At 28.6% G+C, this 17,837-nt stretch carries 18 protein-coding genes, 2 tRNA genes, 1 rRNA gene and 1 pseudogene; 13 read left to right on the top strand and 9 right to left on the bottom strand.

All coding sequences use genetic code 11. From position 1 onward, the window contains the following. Nucleotides 1–12: 12 nt before the first annotated feature. From CKV87_RS11890 to CKV87_RS11435, 3 genes and pseudogenes are all read left to right on the top strand, one after another. A pseudogene (locus tag CKV87_RS11890) lies at nt 13–954 on the top strand (methyl-accepting chemotaxis protein); the annotation flags it as partial. A gap of 96 nt (nt 955–1,050) precedes the next feature. Continuing rightward, a complete protein-coding gene (locus CKV87_RS11440) occupies nt 1,051–1,491 on the top strand; it encodes a hemerythrin family protein (RefSeq protein WP_012148116.1) in 441 nt (146 codons plus the stop codon). A gap of 161 nt (nt 1,492–1,652) precedes the next feature. Further along, on the top strand, nt 1,653–2,066 hold the full coding sequence (locus CKV87_RS11435) for an Hsp20/alpha crystallin family protein (protein WP_004509979.1): 414 nt from the start codon (nt 1,653–1,655) through the stop codon (nt 2,064–2,066). Between the two features lie 3 nt (nt 2,067–2,069). Here CKV87_RS11435 and CKV87_RS11430 read toward each other — a convergent pair whose 3' ends face one another. Then, nucleotides 2,070–3,032 carry a helix-turn-helix domain-containing protein gene (locus CKV87_RS11430; RefSeq protein WP_012148115.1) on the bottom strand — a complete coding sequence of 321 codons (963 nt, stop codon included), beginning with the start codon at nt 3,030–3,032 and terminating at the stop codon, nt 2,070–2,072. A gap of 96 nt (nt 3,033–3,128) precedes the next feature. Between CKV87_RS11430 and CKV87_RS11425 the strand changes: the two genes are divergently transcribed. Both CKV87_RS11425 and CKV87_RS11420 read left to right on the top strand, forming a co-directional pair. Then, on the top strand, nt 3,129–5,234 hold the full coding sequence (locus CKV87_RS11425; protein ID WP_012148114.1) for a TonB-dependent receptor: 2,106 nt from the start codon (nt 3,129–3,131) through the stop codon (nt 5,232–5,234). A gap of 24 nt (nt 5,235–5,258) precedes the next feature. Beyond that, a complete protein-coding gene (locus CKV87_RS11420) occupies nt 5,259–6,152 on the top strand; it encodes a DUF4198 domain-containing protein (RefSeq protein WP_012148113.1) in 894 nt (297 codons plus the stop codon). A gap of 55 nt (nt 6,153–6,207) precedes the next feature. On the opposite strand, the gene CKV87_RS11415 is transcribed toward CKV87_RS11420, so the two are convergent. Next, on the bottom strand, nt 6,208–7,101 hold the full coding sequence (locus CKV87_RS11415; RefSeq protein ID WP_226807148.1) for a metallophosphoesterase: 894 nt from the start codon (nt 7,099–7,101) through the stop codon (nt 6,208–6,210). A 397-nt stretch (nt 7,102–7,498) separates the two neighbouring features. Here CKV87_RS11415 and CKV87_RS11410 point away from each other — a divergent pair, with 397 nt between their 5' ends. The 4 genes from CKV87_RS11410 (at nt 7,499) to CKV87_RS11395 (ending at nt 10,516) form a co-directional block, all read left to right on the top strand. Then, nucleotides 7,499–8,281 (top strand): DUF4198 domain-containing protein, encoded by a 783-nt coding sequence (locus tag CKV87_RS11410; protein WP_012148111.1) that lies wholly within the window; start codon nt 7,499–7,501, stop codon nt 8,279–8,281. A 66-nt stretch (nt 8,282–8,347) separates the two neighbouring features. Then, nucleotides 8,348–8,719, top strand: coding sequence for a ComEA family DNA-binding protein (locus tag CKV87_RS11405; RefSeq protein ID WP_004509976.1), 372 nt, complete (start codon nt 8,348–8,350; stop codon nt 8,717–8,719). Nucleotides 8,720–8,802: 83 nt separating this feature from the next. Continuing rightward, nucleotides 8,803–9,540: a YaaA family protein gene (locus CKV87_RS11400; RefSeq protein ID WP_012148110.1), complete on the top strand. Its 738-nt coding sequence runs from the start codon at nt 8,803–8,805 to the stop codon at nt 9,538–9,540. A 10-nt stretch (nt 9,541–9,550) separates the two neighbouring features. Then, a complete protein-coding gene (locus CKV87_RS11395) occupies nt 9,551–10,516 on the top strand; it encodes a zinc transporter ZntB (RefSeq protein ID WP_012148109.1) in 966 nt (321 codons plus the stop codon). Here the strand turns inward: CKV87_RS11395 and CKV87_RS11390 are convergent. From CKV87_RS11390 to secG, 5 genes are read right to left on the bottom strand one after another with little or no spacing between them, the layout of a single operon-like run. Further along, nucleotides 10,513–11,595 carry an MFS transporter gene (locus tag CKV87_RS11390; RefSeq protein ID WP_012148108.1) on the bottom strand — a complete coding sequence of 361 codons (1,083 nt, stop codon included), beginning with the start codon at nt 11,593–11,595 and terminating at the stop codon, nt 10,513–10,515. The genes CKV87_RS11395 and CKV87_RS11390 overlap by 4 nt on opposite strands. After that, nucleotides 11,595–12,074: an RDD family protein gene (locus CKV87_RS11385; protein WP_012148107.1), complete on the bottom strand. Its 480-nt coding sequence runs from the start codon at nt 12,072–12,074 to the stop codon at nt 11,595–11,597. Before CKV87_RS11385 ends, CKV87_RS11390 begins: the two co-directional genes overlap by 1 nt. Further along, nucleotides 12,074–12,682, bottom strand: a complete 609-nt coding sequence (pyrE, locus tag CKV87_RS11380; RefSeq protein ID WP_041645027.1) for an orotate phosphoribosyltransferase — start codon at nt 12,680–12,682, stop codon at nt 12,074–12,076. The genes CKV87_RS11385 and pyrE overlap by 1 nt, the downstream gene beginning before the upstream one ends. 2 nt (nt 12,683–12,684) lie before the next feature. Next, nucleotides 12,685–13,242 (bottom strand): ribosome recycling factor, encoded by a 558-nt coding sequence (gene frr, locus CKV87_RS11375; protein ID WP_004509969.1) that lies wholly within the window; start codon nt 13,240–13,242, stop codon nt 12,685–12,687. 60 nt (nt 13,243–13,302) lie between these two features. Next, nucleotides 13,303–13,650, bottom strand: a complete 348-nt coding sequence (gene secG, locus CKV87_RS11370; protein WP_004509968.1) for a preprotein translocase subunit SecG — start codon at nt 13,648–13,650, stop codon at nt 13,303–13,305. An 86-nt stretch (nt 13,651–13,736) separates the two neighbouring features. On the opposite strand from secG, the gene CKV87_RS11365 reads away from it, so the two are divergent. Further along, complete coding sequence (locus CKV87_RS11365) at nt 13,737–14,429, top strand: methyltransferase domain-containing protein (protein WP_012148105.1); 693 nt, start codon at nt 13,737–13,739, stop codon at nt 14,427–14,429. On the opposite strand, the gene CKV87_RS11360 is transcribed toward CKV87_RS11365, so the two are convergent. Both CKV87_RS11360 and CKV87_RS11355 read right to left on the bottom strand, forming a co-directional pair. Continuing rightward, complete coding sequence (locus tag CKV87_RS11360; RefSeq protein ID WP_012148104.1) at nt 14,381–14,788, bottom strand: hypothetical protein; 408 nt, start codon at nt 14,786–14,788, stop codon at nt 14,381–14,383. The genes CKV87_RS11365 and CKV87_RS11360 overlap by 49 nt on opposite strands. Before the next feature lie 33 nt (nt 14,789–14,821). Beyond that, on the bottom strand, nt 14,822–15,523 hold the full coding sequence (locus CKV87_RS11355; protein WP_004509965.1) for a Bax inhibitor-1/YccA family protein: 702 nt from the start codon (nt 15,521–15,523) through the stop codon (nt 14,822–14,824). 386 nt (nt 15,524–15,909) lie between these two features. On the opposite strand from CKV87_RS11355, the gene CKV87_RS11350 reads away from it, so the two are divergent. The 3 genes from CKV87_RS11350 to CKV87_RS11340 all read left to right on the top strand — a co-directional run bounded on the left by CKV87_RS11350 (nt 15,910) and on the right by CKV87_RS11340 (nt 17,740). Beyond that, nucleotides 15,910–17,426: ribosomal RNA gene (locus CKV87_RS11350) — 16S ribosomal RNA — on the top strand. Nucleotides 17,427–17,533: 107 nt separating this feature from the next. Further along, nucleotides 17,534–17,610, top strand: a tRNA-Ile gene (locus CKV87_RS11345). Between the two features lie 54 nt (nt 17,611–17,664). Continuing rightward, nucleotides 17,665–17,740 (top strand) — tRNA-Ala (locus CKV87_RS11340). The last annotated feature ends 97 nt before the right edge of the window (nt 17,741–17,837 follow it).

Here is a 17,837-nt window from a genome sequence, read left to right as displayed (position 1 = left end):
GAGCATTTATTAAAATTGGCAAATGGAGTAAATAGTTTAGGTAGTTCTATTACAACAATTTTAAAAGAAAATAAATCAAATGGATTAACTTTAGAAAATAGTTCAAATGTACTTTTATCAAATGTAGATAAGTTAAATACAAGTTCAAGCGAAGCTGCCGCAAGACTTGAAGAAACAGCTGCTGCAGTAGAAGAGGTAACTTCTAATGTAAGAAATAACACTCAAAGTATTCAAAAAATGGCTACTTTATCAAGTAGTGTTACTGCTTCTGCAACTCATGGTGAGAAATTAGCAAATCAAACAACTCAAGCAATGGATGAGATAAATAATCAAGTAAATTTAATAAATGATTCTATTTCTGTGATTGACCAAATAGCATTTCAAACAAATATTCTTTCACTTAATGCAGCAGTTGAAGCTGCAACTGCTGGAGAAGCTGGAAAAGGATTTGCAGTAGTTGCACAAGAGGTGCGGAACCTAGCAAGTAGAAGTGCTGAAGCGGCACGTGAGATAAAAGCAATAGTAGAAAATGCAACATCAAAAGCAAATGAAGGTAAAGAAATTGCTAATAATATGATAGAAGGATATAAAGAGTTAAATATAAATATATCTGAAACAATAAATTTAATAGGTGATATTCAAAATGCAAGTAAAGAACAGCTTTTAGGAATAGAACAAATAAATGATGCTGTAAATAGCTTAGATAGACAAACACAGCAAAATGCTATGATTGCAAGTCAAACAAATGATATAGCAATTGTAACAGAGAAAATTGCTAAATTAGTTGTAAAAGATGCAAATGCAAAAGAGTTCATTGGGAAAAATGAAGTAAAAGCTAAAAATATTGATATTTTAGAAGAAAAAAGTGTAAAACCAACACAAAATGATATCTCAAAAAAAGCTGAAACAAAAAGCAATAACATTTCTAACAACGACGAATGGGAGAGTTTTTAAACTCTTCTTTCAAATATTTCATAAGTCTCGTTGATTATAATCAATTCAATCTTTATAAAATTTAATTAAAATCACAACAAACCTAAGGAGATAAAAATGCTTATAAATAAAGAATTACTACCATTAGTTGATATGGATTTTATGAATGAAACACATTTTGAAGATGTAGATTTGATAAATGAACTTCATCAAAGTATTGTGACTTATGAAAAAGATAGCTCAAATGAGAATTTTGAAATTTTAAAATTGCAATATAAAAATTGGCAAAATCACACAATAAATCATTTTAAAACAGAAGAAGATGAAATGCAAAAAAAAGGTTTTTTCGCATACCCTTTTCATAAAGGTGAACATGATTCTAATTTGTATGAAATAGATACAGTTTGGAAAAACTTTGAAGCAAAAAAAGATATAAATGAACTAAAAAATTATATAGAAAAAGATTTAGTTGATTGGTTAACAAATCATATTTTGAGTATGGATACTGTAACTGCAAGATTTTTTAAGACAGGAATGAGTCCTTGTGGAATGCATTAGTTAGCAATATATAATATCAATTGCTAATTAATTAAGCTCTATAAAATAGTAACTTTTAAAAACAATTAGCACTTAATATTGACAAGTGCTAAAAAATTTGTTAAAATTTCATCAACTTGATAAAATTAAAATCAAGTATATAATTTTAAAAGGAGTTTGAAATGCTTTTAACAAAATTTGACCCATTTAAACAAATAAGAGAATTAGAAAAAAATTTTTATAACCAATCAAATAGTGAAGGTGTAACTGCTTTTGTTCCTGTTGTAAATACAAGAGAAGGCGAGTTTGCTTATCATGTAGATGTTGATCTGCCAGGTGTTAAAAAAGAAGATATTAAAGTTGATATAAATAAAAATGTTTTAACAATTAGTGGTGAAAGAAAAACAAAAGAAGAGGTAAAAGAAGAAGATTATTACAAAGTAGAAACATATTTTGGGAAATTCTCAAGAAGTTTTACTCTTCCAGATAATGCAGATATTGAAAATATCGAGGCAAGTAGTGAAAATGGCGTTTTAGAAGTGATAATTCCAAAACTTAAAGATGATACTACTAAAAAAACAATCGCAATTAAATAAATATTAATAGTAGTAATTTCTGCTTTTCATTAAATCTTTAGGACGAATTCCAAAAAATTGCATAAACGCAGTTGAAAAGTTTTGTTGGTGTTTGTAACCAACAAAACTTGAAATCTCAGAAATAGAAAACTCACTTGTTTCAAGTAACTGCTTTGCATAAAGCATCTTTTGTTCCAATATCATTTGTCCTATTGTAGTATTAAAAAGTTGCTTAAACCCATACTTTAATTTAAACTCATTTAATCTTACCTTTTTTGATAAGCTCATCAAATCAGAAAAATCATTCTCTAATAAAATAAGATTCCGTACTTTGTGTAAAGCTTCGATATCATCTTGATTAAGCTTAACTTTTTTATTCTCTTGCTCTTTAAAATTTAACATTTCACTAAATTCATTATAGATTAATTCTAATACTTTACTTTGTAAATAGATATTTTGAAGTTCACCTTCAAAAGGTGAATTATATAATTCATTTGCTAGATGGATATTTTTTGAAGTTTGATTTTTCAAAGTTATACTTGGAAGTGAAGTAAAATCTTTTGAGTGAATTTCGAGAAGTTTTGAAAAATTTTGCTCAAGAAAATCTTTTTTTATCATTATTTCAATAGATTTAGAAGAATTTTTATTAAACATCAATGAAACATTACATTCATTTAAATATTTTACATAAGAGTTATTTCCATTAACAATATCAATTTTATTTTTGTTTTTAAATTGTATAGTTCCATTAATTAAAATATTTATGAATAAACTATCGAATTTTGCATTTGGATTTTCGATTGTAACATTCCCATATGAATTCGATAATCCATGTTTAAAAAGATAAATGTATTCGGAAATAATTTCTTTTTCAGAATACATAAAACCTAAATGATTAGGTAATGAAAATAGGTGTTTTTTAGATAATGAAGAACAAACGAATTCATTCATATTATCAAATGAAAATCTATTTAACACTTTTTCCATAAAAAGTAATCCTTATATAATAAATTATTTATTGAAACTAATAATACATATCATTATAATTCAACCTTATTAAAAAACACATAATAAGGAAAGAAAATGTTGAAAAATAAGAAAATCTTGTTTTTGTCTTTATTTGTGAGTTCATTTTTATTTGCAAATGAAACTACAAAACTAGATGAAATTAAAGTAAGTGAAACTTCAGAAAATTCTCAAACAATTCAAAATGGACAAATATCAAGAGAAAATAACTTAGGCATTCTTGGAAATAAAGATTTTATGGAGACACCATTTAATACCATAAGTTATACAGCTGAATATATAGAAAATTTACAAGCACAAAATATTCAGACTATTATTTCAAAAATAGATCCTTCTGTATATAGTTCTGGTTCTATTGGTATGTTAACAGAAAATTATAATATTAGAGGATTTTCAAGTCTTCCTAATGATAATATATTAAATGGCTTATATGGAATGTCTCCTCATTATCGAACAAGTCCTGAGTTTTTAGAAAAAATCAATGTTCTAAAAGGACCAAATGCTTTATTGAATGGTATGGCACCGGGAGGAAGTATTGGAGGAGCTGTTAGTTTAGTAACAAAAAAAGCTCAAAACACTCCAACAAGAAGTATCAGTACCTCTTATAGCTCAGATTCTTTATGGGGAACTCATCTTGATTTGGGGCAAAGATTTGGTGAAAAAAATCAATTTGGTGCTAGATTTAATGGTGTATATAGAAGTGGAGATACAGCAGTTGACAACCAAGAAGCTAAAACAAAATTAGCTCATATTGCATTTGATTATAAGGCAGATAGAGGACAATTATCAGCGGAATACTTACATTCTTATGATCATATTGATGGAATAAATAGAGGAATCACTCTTGTTAACGGCTTAAGTGTTCCAAATCCTCCTAAAAATACTACTTTGTTTGCACCAAATGATACTTATATAACAACAATAGATGATATGTTTATGTTGATGGGAGATTATGATATTACAGATAATATTTTTATTTATGGTAAATATGGACATAGTGAAACTGATATGGATGCATTGGCTGGTTGGAAGAGACAAGTAGTCAATAAAAATGGTAAATATGATGATACTTTTGTACATCAAAGAATGGAAATGGATAAAGATTCTGCAGATATTGGAACTAGATTTAATTTTAATACTTTTGGCATAAATCATGAACTTACAACAAATTTAACATACTATCACAATAATAACCATTTTGAAATGAAAATGTATCCTACTATATATTCTACAAATATTTACAATCCAAATTACAGTGGTTTAAAATTAGATAAGAGTTTTAGTAATGTAAAACCTAAAAAAAGCGCAGAGACTGAATTATTTAGCTATGGTTTTGCAGATAATATGAGTATGTTTGATGATAGACTAAATATTATATTTGGTTTAAGAGAACAAAATGTCATACAAGAAAGTTTTAGTATTGTAACAGGACAACGAACTTCAAAATATGATGAAAATGAACTAACACCCGCTGTTGCAGTTTCTTACAAATTTACAGATTCTGTGATGGCTTATGCAAACTATATAGAAGGATTAACTCAAGGTCCAACTGCACCAACAACAGCAGCAAATGCTGGAGAAATGTTTTCTCCTTATCAAACAAAACAATATGAAACTGGTATTAAACTAGATTTTGATCACTTTACAAATGCATTAAGTATTTTTCAAATTGAAAAACCAAATGGTTATACAGATCCTATATCAAATGTATATAGTGTAGATGGTGAACAAACAAATAGAGGTATAGAATACAACTTTTTTGGAGATATATTTACTGATTTAAGATATATGGGAGGATTTTCTTATATTGAAGCTAAAAATACAAAAACAGCTGGTGGAGTAAATGAAAATAAATATGCTACGGGTGTTCCAAAATATCAAGGAAAATTAGGTCTAGAATATGATATTACGAATAGTTTTAGTGTGAATGCAAATGCGAGTGCCATGTCAAAACAGTATATAAATGCTGATAATTCACTATCAATTTCTGGAAGAACTATTTATGATGTAGGTGCAAAATATAAATCGAAAATTGGGAATTTCCCTACAACTTTCAAAGCAGATATTTATAATGTTATGGATAAAGATTACTGGGCTGGAGAGTTAGGTAGTGGTTTGGGTGCACCTAGAACATTTATGTTCTCTGTTAAACTTGATTTCTAACAATATAAAATATAAGGATAAAAAATGAAAAATATAAAAAAATTACTGTTTGTTAGTGTAATGTTTTTTTTAAGTTTAGTAAACTTAAATGCTCACTCACTTTGGGTAAATTCTTTTGAGTCATTTACTCATAAACCTGCCCATATTATAGTTGGTTTAGGTTGGGGACATTTAATGCCAATTGATGATATTTTAAACTCTCCAAATGGTAGAGTTATTGTTGAAGAGTTTAAAATAACTTCACCAAATGGTGAAATAATAAATCTTGATATTCCATCAAGTGACCCTAAGGAAGCAACAAAAAAAGTAAAAGATTTTGATGTTCTTAGTGCAGATTTGGGATTGCAAAAAATTGCATTAAAAGAGAATAGTCAAAAAGGTGTTTATAAAATAGAGGCAAAAAGTAAACCTACTTTTTATACTGAATATATAGATACAAAAGGTAATAAAAGATTAAAATTAACAACAATGGATAAACTTGATGATATTCAAAAGATTTTAATGTCTGTTAAATATGAAGCATTTGCAAAATCTTATTTAACTATTGATAAATGGGAAGAACAAAAAGCTACAAATAAAGGTTTAGAAATCATTCCAAAAACAGATTTATCAAATGTAAAAGTAGGAGACTTAGTAGAATTTGAAGTTTTATTTGAAGGAAAACCTCTACATTTAACTGCATCTAGTATGGATTATATAAGTGCGAATAGTAACTCATTTGGACAAAATGATGGATTTTCTTTGATGTCATATATTGAAAATGGAAAAGCACAATTTAGAGTTCAAAGTGCAGGACAGTGGAGAGTTTCATGCAATCATAGAGATACTGTAACTAAAGATGGAAGTTTTAAAGATTTATTTGGAAAAGTAGAATATGTTTTTAATGCATCAACTATAACTTTTAATGTTAAAGAGTAAAATATTTATAAGTGTGGGTTTGAAAAGTATTCCACACTTATATGATTTACAAATTTTAAGACAATCTTAAAACAGTTATCTCACTTGAAGCTCCTAATCTCATAGGTGGTCCCCAAAATCCAGTTCCTTTATTTACGTAAACTTGAGTTGTATCATTATGTTGGTGAAGTCCTTTTACATAAGGTTGTTCAAGTTTTACCAAAAAATTAAATGGAAAGATTTGTCCACCGTGAGTGTGTCCACAAAGTATTAAATCAATATTTTTCGTATCTTTTATTTCATTTATATATTTTGGTTGATGTGCTAATAAAATTGTAGGATTATTTTCACAATTTTCTAAAGCTTTATTTATATCAGGAATATATGAACCATATCTAAAACCAAATCTATCGTAAACTCCAGCTAAATAGAAACCTTCATCTTTTTCTCCAATATAAACATTTTGATTTTCTAAAGTTTTAATTCCCAAAGAGTTTACATAATCAATGATTGGTTTTACTCCGTGAAAATATTCATGATTTCCAACTATAAAATATGTTCCATATTTTGATTGTAAATTTTTTAATTCATCAAGTGCTGGACGCGCAAACTCTAGTTTAGTATCAACTAAATCACCAGTTATCACAACTACATCTGCATTTAAAAGATTTATTTTATCAACCATTGATTTTATAAAATTTTTTGTAATCAATCCACCAATGTGAATATCGCTTATTTGTATTATTTTATAAGGTTTTTTTAGATTATTTATTTTTACATCAACTACTTCAAGTTCAACATGTCGTGCATTATCGATAGCTTTAACATTTGTTGCAATAACTGCTGATATAACACCGATATCTAAACCTTTTTTAAAAAATTCTCGTCGATTTTTAGTATATTTTGTTTTTGAAATCCCAAAAGAGATGATTTCATGTAATAAAGTAATAATAAATGTTAAAAAAATCATCCCAATTGGTAAAGATAGGAGAAAATAGAGCCAATTTGGCACTACGGGGAAATATCTAGCCATTGGATACATAAGTACCCCAAAAAATGTTAGATATAAAAATAGGCTAAGATATTTTTTGGTCTTATAATTAAAATCAAGTTTATTTATAAGACGCTTTTTGATTATCAAAGTTTGGAAAGCAAATACAATAGTAAAAAGTATAAAAAACAATGATATATTCATGGGGAATTATATAAATTTTTGGTTAACAGCTTTTTAATAGAAGATTAATAATTAATTAAATCTAAAAATAATTTTATTAGTAAACAAGTAATTCAATGGTATTCTAAAATATATAAAAATATATTTATTTCTCATTTTGATAGAAATAGTATAAATTAAAAAAAGGATAAATATGATTAAAAAATTTAGTTTAATAGTTCTATTTAGTATAATAGCATCAGTACAAAGTGTAGCTCATGATTTTTGGATACATTCTACGAGTTATACTCTTCCTTGGAATAAATTGGGAGCTATAACAAATTTATATATGGGACATGGACATTTATATCCTGTAGATGAAGTCTTTGATGGTGATGTTAAATTTAAAATAGTTCAACCAGATAATAAAGAAAAAGTTATCGAAGAAAAACTTTTAGGTTACAAAGAGATATTAAAAAAAGAGGGAACTTACATAGTTTCAGGTAAAACAAATCCTGCTTTTTGGACATATTACTTTGATGAAAAAGGAAATAAAAGTTGGAAAGCTGGAACAAAACAAGATGTAAAAAATATAATCTCAAGTAAACAATATAACAAATTTGCAAAAGCAATTTTAAATGTTGGAGAAACAAAAGATGAAAATTACTCAAAAGTTCTAGGAGATACTTTAGAAATAATTCCTATGGAGAATCCAAATAAACTTGTTGGAAATGGTCAATACTTAACAGTAAAAATACTATTTAAAAATGAGCCTTTGGCTTCCTCAAAAGTTTATGGTAGTTATGCAGGATTTTCAAATAATGGAGATTATGCTTTTGTAACAACTACAAATAAAGATGGACTTGCAAAAATTAAGTTAAGTCACTCTGGATATTGGATATTAAAAACAGACTATTCTGAAGCTGCATCAAAAGAGCTAGAAGATAAGGTGAATGAAATTTTTTATGTAGCAACATTAACTTTTCAAGCCCAATAAATATAATAATGATATTAAAAATCATAAAACTATGCTATAATTTTGTACATTTTTAAAGGAGTAAATATGAAAAAAATCTTTGGATTGATTGCTTTATGCGGAACATTTCTTTTTGGTGCTATTAATTTACAAACAGCTTCAAAAGAAGAACTTATGAGTATTAAAGGAATAGGTGAAAAAAAAGCTGAGCAAATTATGGAATATAGAAAAACAAATACTATAAAAAGCGCAGATGACTTGAAAAACATCAAAGGTTTTGGTGATAATATTGTTGCAAATGTAAAAGAAAACAATATAGATACTATAAAAGAACAAGCTAAAAATGAAGTAAATGAAAAAGTTGATGAAACAAAAAAAGATGCTCAAAAAAAATTAGATGAAAAATCTGAAGAGTTGAGTAATAAACTTAACGAAAAAGCTTCAAGCTTCTTCAAATAATATTTTAAAACTAAGGCAAATCTCTTGCTTTAGTTTTTTACTTCATTTATGTTAAACTTAAATAAAATTTTTTAAGGTCATAAATGAAAATCCTATTTTCTCCAAGTGAAACAAAAAACTCTGGAGGCTTGAATAAATCTTTTGATAATTCTTCTTTTATTTTTCCTGAACTTTACAGTTTTAGAGAAGAAATTTTAAATAAATATAACAATTTTATAAAAACTGCTTCAAAAACACAACTTGAAAAACTTTTTGGAACAAAAAAAGATGAAATAATAAATTCATATAAAAAAGATATCTTCCAAAGTCTAATTATGAAAGCAATTTTAAGATATGAAGGTGTTGCTTATGACTATTTGGAATATAAAGTTTTAGATAGAAACGAACAAAAATATATAGACGAAAATGTTTTGATTTTTTCGAATCTTTTTGGAGTTTTAAAAGCAAGTGATGAAATTCCTGACTATAAACTAAAACAAGGTGAAACTTTTGACAATTTAAAAATAGAAAAGTTTTACTGTGATAGTTTCTCTTCAAAACTTGATGAGTTTTTAAAAGATGAAGATATTATTGATTTAAGAGCTGGATTTTATGAAAAATTTTATCAAATCAAAAAACCATATATAACAATGAAATTCATAAAAGATGGTAAAGTTGTAAGTCACTGGGCAAAAGCTTATAGAGGAATTATTTTAAGGTTATTAGCTCAAAATAATATTCAAAATATAGATCAATTAATGAGTATGGAAATTGAAAATCTTTCAATTGAAGAAATTAAAAAACAAAAATTAAAAACGGAAATTATATATTCTATAAAATAAAGGAAAATGAGTGAAGAGAATTCCATTTTTAGGATTTTTACTTGATAAAAAAGGCTCTGCTTTAGAGCTAAAATATGAAGAACTAAATAGTGTAGAAGCAACTGATAAAATTTTATGGGTTCATTTTGATTATTCTACACAAGAAGCAAAAGATTGGATAAGAAATCAATGTAATAATTCTATAGTAGCTGATGCTCTTTTAGCAGATGAAACAAGACCAAGAACTACACTTTTAGGAGATTCTTTACTTCTTGCTTTAAGAGGTGTAAATTTAGATCCTCAGTCAAGACCTGAAAATATGATATCTATTCGATTATTTATCTCTTCAAATATGATTATTAGTACAAGTAGAAGAACTTTATTGTCTGTTACTGAGATTATTGAAGAGTTAAGAAAAGGTACAGGAGTAAAAAGTACTTCTGAATTTTTAGTAGAGTTGACTTATCGTATGATTGATAGAATGGATGATGTTATTGACCAACTTCAAGATAGAACGGATTATTTAGAAGAAAATATAATTGATATGAAAAATCAAGAGTTTAGAACAGAGATTTTAAATGTAAGAAGAGAAACTATTATTTTAAAAAGATATTTAGCTCCACAAAAAGAGGCTTTAATCAAATTAAGTAATGAAAAAATATCTTGGATTGATGAGTATAAAAAAGTAGAGATTAGAGAGACTAATGACCAGTTGATAAGACATATAGAAGAACTTGATACTATTCGAGATAAAGTTATTTTAATTCAAGAAGAATTAGCAAATAGTTTAAGTGAAGAGATGAATAAAAAAATGTATATGTTATCTATTATATCTGCAATTTTTTTACCACTTACTTTTTTAACTGGGCTTTTAGGAATAAATGTTGGTGGAATACCAGGTGCTTCAAATGATAAAGCATTTTATATATTTACTATAATTTTACTTTTAGTGATATTTTCTCAATATGTCATTTTCAAAAAGAAAAAGTGGATTTAATCTTTTTTTACAAAACTTATAGAAATAAAAGAAAATAGTGCAAAAATTGCACTATATAAAAATAAGTATTTTCCATAAGTAGCTCCAGCACTCAATGCCCCTACAAATCCACCCAATCCATAACCAACGCCAAACATAAATTGTTGAGCTAGTTTTTTATTATCATAAAGTGAATATAAGTAAATAACAACAGCACTATGAAATAAAGCAAATGAAAAAGCATGAATAGCTTGAGTGAAAAATACAACTTCTAAAGAATTAGGATACAAATATAAAAGTATCCATCTAAAAGCTGTCACACCAACACAAAATTTTATGATATTTAAAAGATTATTTTTTAAAATTGGTGCTTGATAATAAAGCATTAAAATTTCACAAATAACACCAAATGCCCAAAGATATGAAATAGTTTCTAAAGATAAACCATGTTCTAATTCATAGATTGTAAAAAAGTTGTAGAATGAACCAAAACTTACTTGCATAAAAAATATGCTTGCCCAAAAAGCAAAGTGTTTCATAAATGAAAAAACTTCATTGCTAATTGGATTTATTTTTTCTTCAAAATCATTTTTTAAAAGTAATAATGAAAAAATTACTGTTAGAACAACAACTCCTAAATAGTAATGAAGAGCAATAAAAGGTGTTGTTAAAACTTTTGCTAAAACTAAAGCAATTATAGTAAAACCAATTGAGCCAAAAAGTCTTGCTTTTCCATATTTGTCTTTTCCCAATATTGTCACAGCAGTAACTTCAAGATAAGGTAAAATCAAAGATAAACAAGCTGCTAAAAAAGCATTATTTAACATAAAAATATAAAAATGTTCTATTGTGATATAAAAAAGTGCAACCGCAATAACTGTTAAAAACAGTGCTTTTTTAAACATTTTTTTATTTAAACTAATATGTTTTAAAAATAAAAAAGGCATAGCAAATTTCATCAAAGGAGCAACAGCTAAAATAATACCAATATCAAAAGCACTATATCCAATATCATTTAGAACTTTTGGTAAAAATATTACATATATTCCAACAGCAGCAAAATAAAAGAAATAAAAAGCAGATAGGTTAAAAAATAGCATTATTTTTTATCTATATCAATCACAATTGTACCAGATACTAAATCTTGAAAAGTTTTTTTATCTTTTCTTAAAAATGGAAGAAAGGCTAAAATGATAGTCATAGAACTAAATAAAAAAGCTATATATCTTAAAATAGCTTTTGGTAGAGATATTTTTTCTTTTGTTTTTTCGTTTAAAAGTTTTAAACTATAAGCTTTTAATCCAGGAGTTTGTCCTTTTGCTATCCAAAAGATTATAATAATAAGTCCATATGTTAAAGAAAGAGTCCATCTTGCTTCTTGACTACCTTGGAAATCATCTTTTCCATCCATAAATATATAAGTAGTTAAATATGCAAGTGGCATCATAATCATAAACATATCGACAATGAAAGCTTTAATTCTTGAAGGGATTGATGCACAAATAATTAAGCTATCTTCAGTTGTAGTATTTTCTAAAGAACTATTTTTTTTGTGCTTTACATCTCTCCATTTTGCCATTAGTTTCCTCTACTACCTGGTTTTATAGCAACACTTCCTTCTTTACACATAGGACAATCTTCTGGGCTATACATCTCAAAAGCAAAATCTTCTAGTGCAAAAAGTGGTTTATCTAAAGGTAATTTACAGTTGTCTTTTCTCTCAATTGAACTTCCAACTCTTGAACAAAAACCTCTATTTGCTAAAGCAGCGTAAGCTACTACAATTCCACCAGCTTTTTCGATTTCTCTTGCAGCTTCTAAAGCGCTTCCACCTGTTGTGATTATATCTTCACAAACAAGGTATTTTTCACCTTCTTTTACTTCAAATCCTCTTCTGATAGTCATTTCACCATCAGCTCGTTCTGCAAAAATAAATCTTACATCAAGTGCAGTCGCAAGAGCAAAACCAGCTATTAGTCCACCAAGAGCAGGTGAACAAACAGCATCTATTTCTAAATTAGATTTTTTAATCTCTTTTGCTAACTCTTCAGTTAAATATTTTGCAGTCTTTGGATCTTCTAATACTTTTGCTGATTGTAAATAAAATCTTGAGTGATTTCCACTACTTAATTTAAAATGTCCTTCTAGTAGTGCAGAAGCATCTTTATATATTTGTTCTATTTTCATAATCAAACCGTTAAAATTTCTTTTTCTTTTGCTTTTAAAGTTTCATCAGCTTTTAAAACATAAGAATCAGTGATTTTTTGAATTTCATCTTGAGCTTTTTTACTTTCATCTTCAGTAATAGCTTTATCTTTTAAAAGAGTTTTCACTTTATTATTTGAGTTTTGTCTAATATTTCTAATAGCAACTTTTGCATTATCTGTCATAGTTTTTGCATGTTTTGCTGTTTCTTGTCTTTGTTCAACTGTCATTGGTGGGAAAAATAGTTTAATTATTTGACCATCATTATTTGGATTTACTCCAATATTTGCATTTTGGATAGCTTTTTCAATTGTTCCTAAAAGATTTTTTTCCCAAGGATTGATTGTAATAGTTGTTGCATCTGTTGCTAAAACAGAACCAACTTGACTTAAATCAGTCATTGTTCCATAATAATCAACTTTTATACCATCTAAGATATTTGTATTAACTTTACCTGTTCTTAAAGATTTATAATCTTTTTTTAAAGCTTCTATAGATTTTTCCATATGTTCTTTAGTTTGTGCATATACTTCTTGTAGCATTTATGCTCCTTTAATTAATAAAATTTTCTTCTTAAATAAAAAGAGATTTTTATCTCTTTATTATTTTTCAGAAGATGTTGGAATTTGGCTTGTTGGTGCAACTGGTGCAGTTGGAGTTTGTGTTACTGGAGTTGCTGGGATTAAAGATTCTGTTTTTACTGAATCGATAGCACTTTTATTTCTTTGTTCATTATAAAAGTATCCAAGAACTAAAGTATTTATCACAAAAGCTAATCCTAATGCCATTGTTGCTTTTGTTAAAAAGTTTGCTGGACCTTTTGCTCCAAAAACTGATTCGTTACTTCCGCTATATGCTCCAAGTCCTATACTTGAGCTCTTTTGAAGTAAAACAGTAATAGTTATAAGTACAGCTAAAACAAATTGAACTATTAAAAGTGTAGATGTCATAATCTAATATCCTTTTTAAAAAATAGCATTAATTTTATCAAAAACTTGTTAAAATCTTGTTAAAATCAAAATTACAAAGAGAAAAATTGCAAGTTAAAAATCAATTTTCAAAATATGCTAATGAATATAAAACTCACAATATTATTCAACAAATTGTAGCAAAATCACTTGTTCGAGAGTTAAAATCTAAACCAAAAAGAATTTTAGAATTAGGTTGTGGTTCTGGACAAGTTTTTTCAAATATTTTTTGGGAAATTGAGTTTTATAAAGCAATAGATGCTTCATTTTCGATGTGTGAACTTCATCCAAAAGCAAAAAATATAGAAGTAAAATGTCTAAATTTTGATAGTGAAGAATTTTTTAATGAGATAAAAAATGATAGTTATGATATGGTTTTATCATCTTCTGCATTACAATGGTCAAGCGATTTATCTAAAATTATTGAGTCATTATCTAAGATTACAAAAGAGATAAATACTGTTTTATTTACCTCAAATACTTTTAAAACTATACAAAAAATCACAAATACAAAATCACCAATTTTAGATGAAGATAGTATAAAAAACTCTTTTTCTAAATATTTTGAGTGTGAATTTGAAACTATTTTATACAAATTAGAATTTGATAATAAAAAAGATTTATTTGATTATATTAAAAAATCAGGAGTTAGTGGAGAAAAATCTCTTTCATATAGTGATTCGAAAAAATTATATAAAGAGTATGATTTAAATTATTTAGAATTTGAAGTGATTTTTGTTAAAACAATCTCTAAATTATAGAGTTCATATCGTATATATTTGAAATTTTCACTATCTTTTATAGAAGTTAATTTTATAAATTCTTCTAAAACTCTAGCACTTTCTTGTGCCCTTTTGAAGTTTGCTATTAGAATTGAATTTAGATTATCTCTATTTTGTTCACTTTTAATAGACTCTCTTAAGACATCATTTTTTACATCTCTAGTTTCAAGAAGTTCATAGTAGTTTTCAGTACGAGCTAAATGTCTAAGATTTTTAAGTTTTGTAGCGACTTCTTTATTATTATATACATATCTAAATATATCTTCTACTACTCGAATGCCTTCTCGTAATCTATTTAAATTCGCATCAATAAGTCTTAAAGAAGAATTATTATCCATAATTTACAGTAAAAAGAATAAGACTAATAAGTCTTATTCTCTATCTCCACTATTCATAATCCCAAGAATTTGTAATAATGATATAAATAGATTAAAGAAATCTAAATATAAAGATAGTGCAGCTTCTACTGGTGAATCATATCCACCTTTTATAATATTTTGTGTATCAAATAAAATAAATGCAGAGAATAGTAATGCACTAACACTAGCAATTGCTAATTGCATCATAGATGATTGAATGAAGATATTAGAAATACCTGCAACAATTACTATAATTAAAGCAATGAATAAAAATTTACCCATAAATGAGTAATCTTTTTTAGTTGTCATTGCAAACATTGAAATTCCACCAAATGCAATTGATGTCATTAAAAAAGCTTGACCAACAATAGAAGCACCGCTAGGCATTGCAAAAATTGCAGCCAATAATGGAGCAATAGTTAATCCAGTAATAAATGTAAATACAAATAATACTGCTAAATTAACACCTGGAGTATGTTTTACTCTTGGTATTACAAAGAATATTAAAGCAAGTTCAATTGCAAATAAAACCCATTTCATTGGTCCCATAAGTAAACTTACTATTCCTAATCCAACATATGCACCAGCAGTTGCAGCTAATAATGAACCTGCAAATAGTTGGTAAGTAGCTTTTAAAAAGCTCATTAATTGTACTTGAGAAGATTCTTGTGAATATTGAGATGATTGATTTGATAAATAATCTCTATTATACATTTTCTTTTCCTTTCTAAATTTTGTACAATTATAGTACTAAAAAAAAGTAAATCAAAGATTAATAAATCAACAGTTTTTACAAATTCAAAAATTTAAGCTACATTTTAGCAAAGTACTCTTGACAAGAGAAGAAAAAGGTATTATAATTCCCGTCCAATTTGACAAGACGAAGTTCAAAATCAAGTTATGATCTTTAAAAGAAGAAGTTTAAGAAGAAGTAATCTTTGTAAACTAAATATGTTAATCAAACAAACAAAGAGAAAAAAAACAAGAAGTAAAACTCTTGTCTATTCAAAAAAACATGAGTGATAATTTTGTAATTTAAGTAATTATAAAATATGTCAGTTTCAAAACTACATAAAGATTAAAGAGATTTAATCAAAAAATTTATGGAGAGTTTGATCCTGGCTCAGAGTGAACGCTGGCGGCGTGCTTAACACATGCAAGTCGAACGAGAACGGATTATAGCTTGCTATAATTGTCAGCTAAGTGGCGCACGGGTGAGTAATGTATAGGTAATATGCCTCTTACTAAGGGATAACAATTGGAAACGATTGCTAATACCTTATATTCCTTTTTATCAAAAGATAAAAAGGGAAAGATTTATTGGTAAGAGATTAGCCTGTATTGTATCAGTTAGTTGGTGGGGTAATGGCCTACCAAGACGATGACGCATAACTGGTTTGAGAGGATGATCAGTCACACTGGAACTGAGACACGGTCCAGACTCCTACGGGAGGCAGCAGTGGGGAATATTGCACAATGGACGAAAGTCTGATGCAGCAACGCCGCGTGGAGGATGACACATTTCGGTGCGTAAACTCCTTTTATATAAGAAGATAATGACGGTATTATATGAATAAGCACCGGCTAACTCCGTGCCAGCAGCCGCGGTAATACGGAGGGTGCAAGCGTTACTCGGAATCACTGGGCGTAAAGAGCGTGTAGGCGGATTGATAAGTTTGAAGTGAAATCCTATAGCTTAACTATAGAACTGCTTTGAAAACTGTTAATCTAGAATGTGGGAGAGGTAGATGGAATTTCTGGTGTAGGGGTAAAATCCGTAGAGATCAGAAGGAATACCGATTGCGAAGGCGATCTACTGGAACAATATTGACGCTGAGACGCGAAAGCGTGGGGAGCAAACAGGATTAGATACCCTGGTAGTCCACGCCCTAAACGATGTACACTAGTTGTTGTGAGGCTCGACCTTGCAGTAATGCAGTTAACACATTAAGTGTACCGCCTGGGGAGTACGGTCGCAAGATTAAAACTCAAAGGAATAGACGGGGACCCGCACAAGCGGTGGAGCATGTGGTTTAATTCGACGATACACGAAGAACCTTACCTGGACTTGACATAGTAAGAATGATTTAGAGATAGATTAGTGTCTGCTTGCAGAAACTTGCATACAGGTGCTGCACGGCTGTCGTCAGCTCGTGTCGTGAGATGTTGGGTTAAGTCCCGCAACGAGCGCAACCCTCGTCCTTAGTTGCTAACAGTTCGGCTGAGAACTCTAAGGAGACTGCCTACGCAAGTAGGAGGAAGGTGAGGATGACGTCAAGTCATCATGGCCCTTACGTCCAGGGCTACACACGTGCTACAATGGGGTATACAAAGAGCAGCAATACGGTGACGTGGAGCAAATCTCAAAAATGCCTCCCAGTTCGGATTGTAGTCTGCAACTCGACTACATGAAGTTGGAATCGCTAGTAATCGTAGATCAGCTATGCTACGGTGAATACGTTCCCGGGTCTTGTACTCACCGCCCGTCACACCATGGGAGTTGAACTCATTCGAAGCGGGGATGCTAAAGTAGCTACCTTCCACAGTGGATTCAGCGACTGGGGTGAAGTCGTAACAAGGTAACCGTAGGAGAACCTGCGGTTGGATCACCTCCTTTCAGAGAAATACTTTAAGATTTGTTTCTTAAAGTATGAAAAAAAAAGATTGATTACATATTTAGTTTATAAAGATTATTTAGAACTAATAAGAAATGAATAGGTGAAGGGGCCTATAGCTCAGCTGGCTAGAGCGCTCGACTGATAATCGTGAGGTCTCAGGTTCAAGTCCTGATAGGCCCACCATGAATAATCTTAGAATCGGGTCCTAAAAGAATGAATATTTTTTTGGGTGATTTTGGGGAATTAGCTCAGCTGGGAGAGCGCCTGCTTTGCACGCAGGAGGTCAGCGGTTCGATCCCGCTATTCTCCACCATCTTATTAATAGATAAACTATAGAAGAAGAATAAATTCTAATATAAGTTTTATATAGAGATATATAAGATTTATATTAGAACTTATAAAAAGTAAGT

The organism is Aliarcobacter butzleri, from assembly GCF_900187115.1.
Lineage (GTDB): Bacteria > Campylobacterota > Campylobacteria > Campylobacterales > Arcobacteraceae > Aliarcobacter > Aliarcobacter butzleri.
Note: the sequence above shows the minus strand (reverse complement) of the source record. Positions and strands in the feature narration are given on the sequence as shown.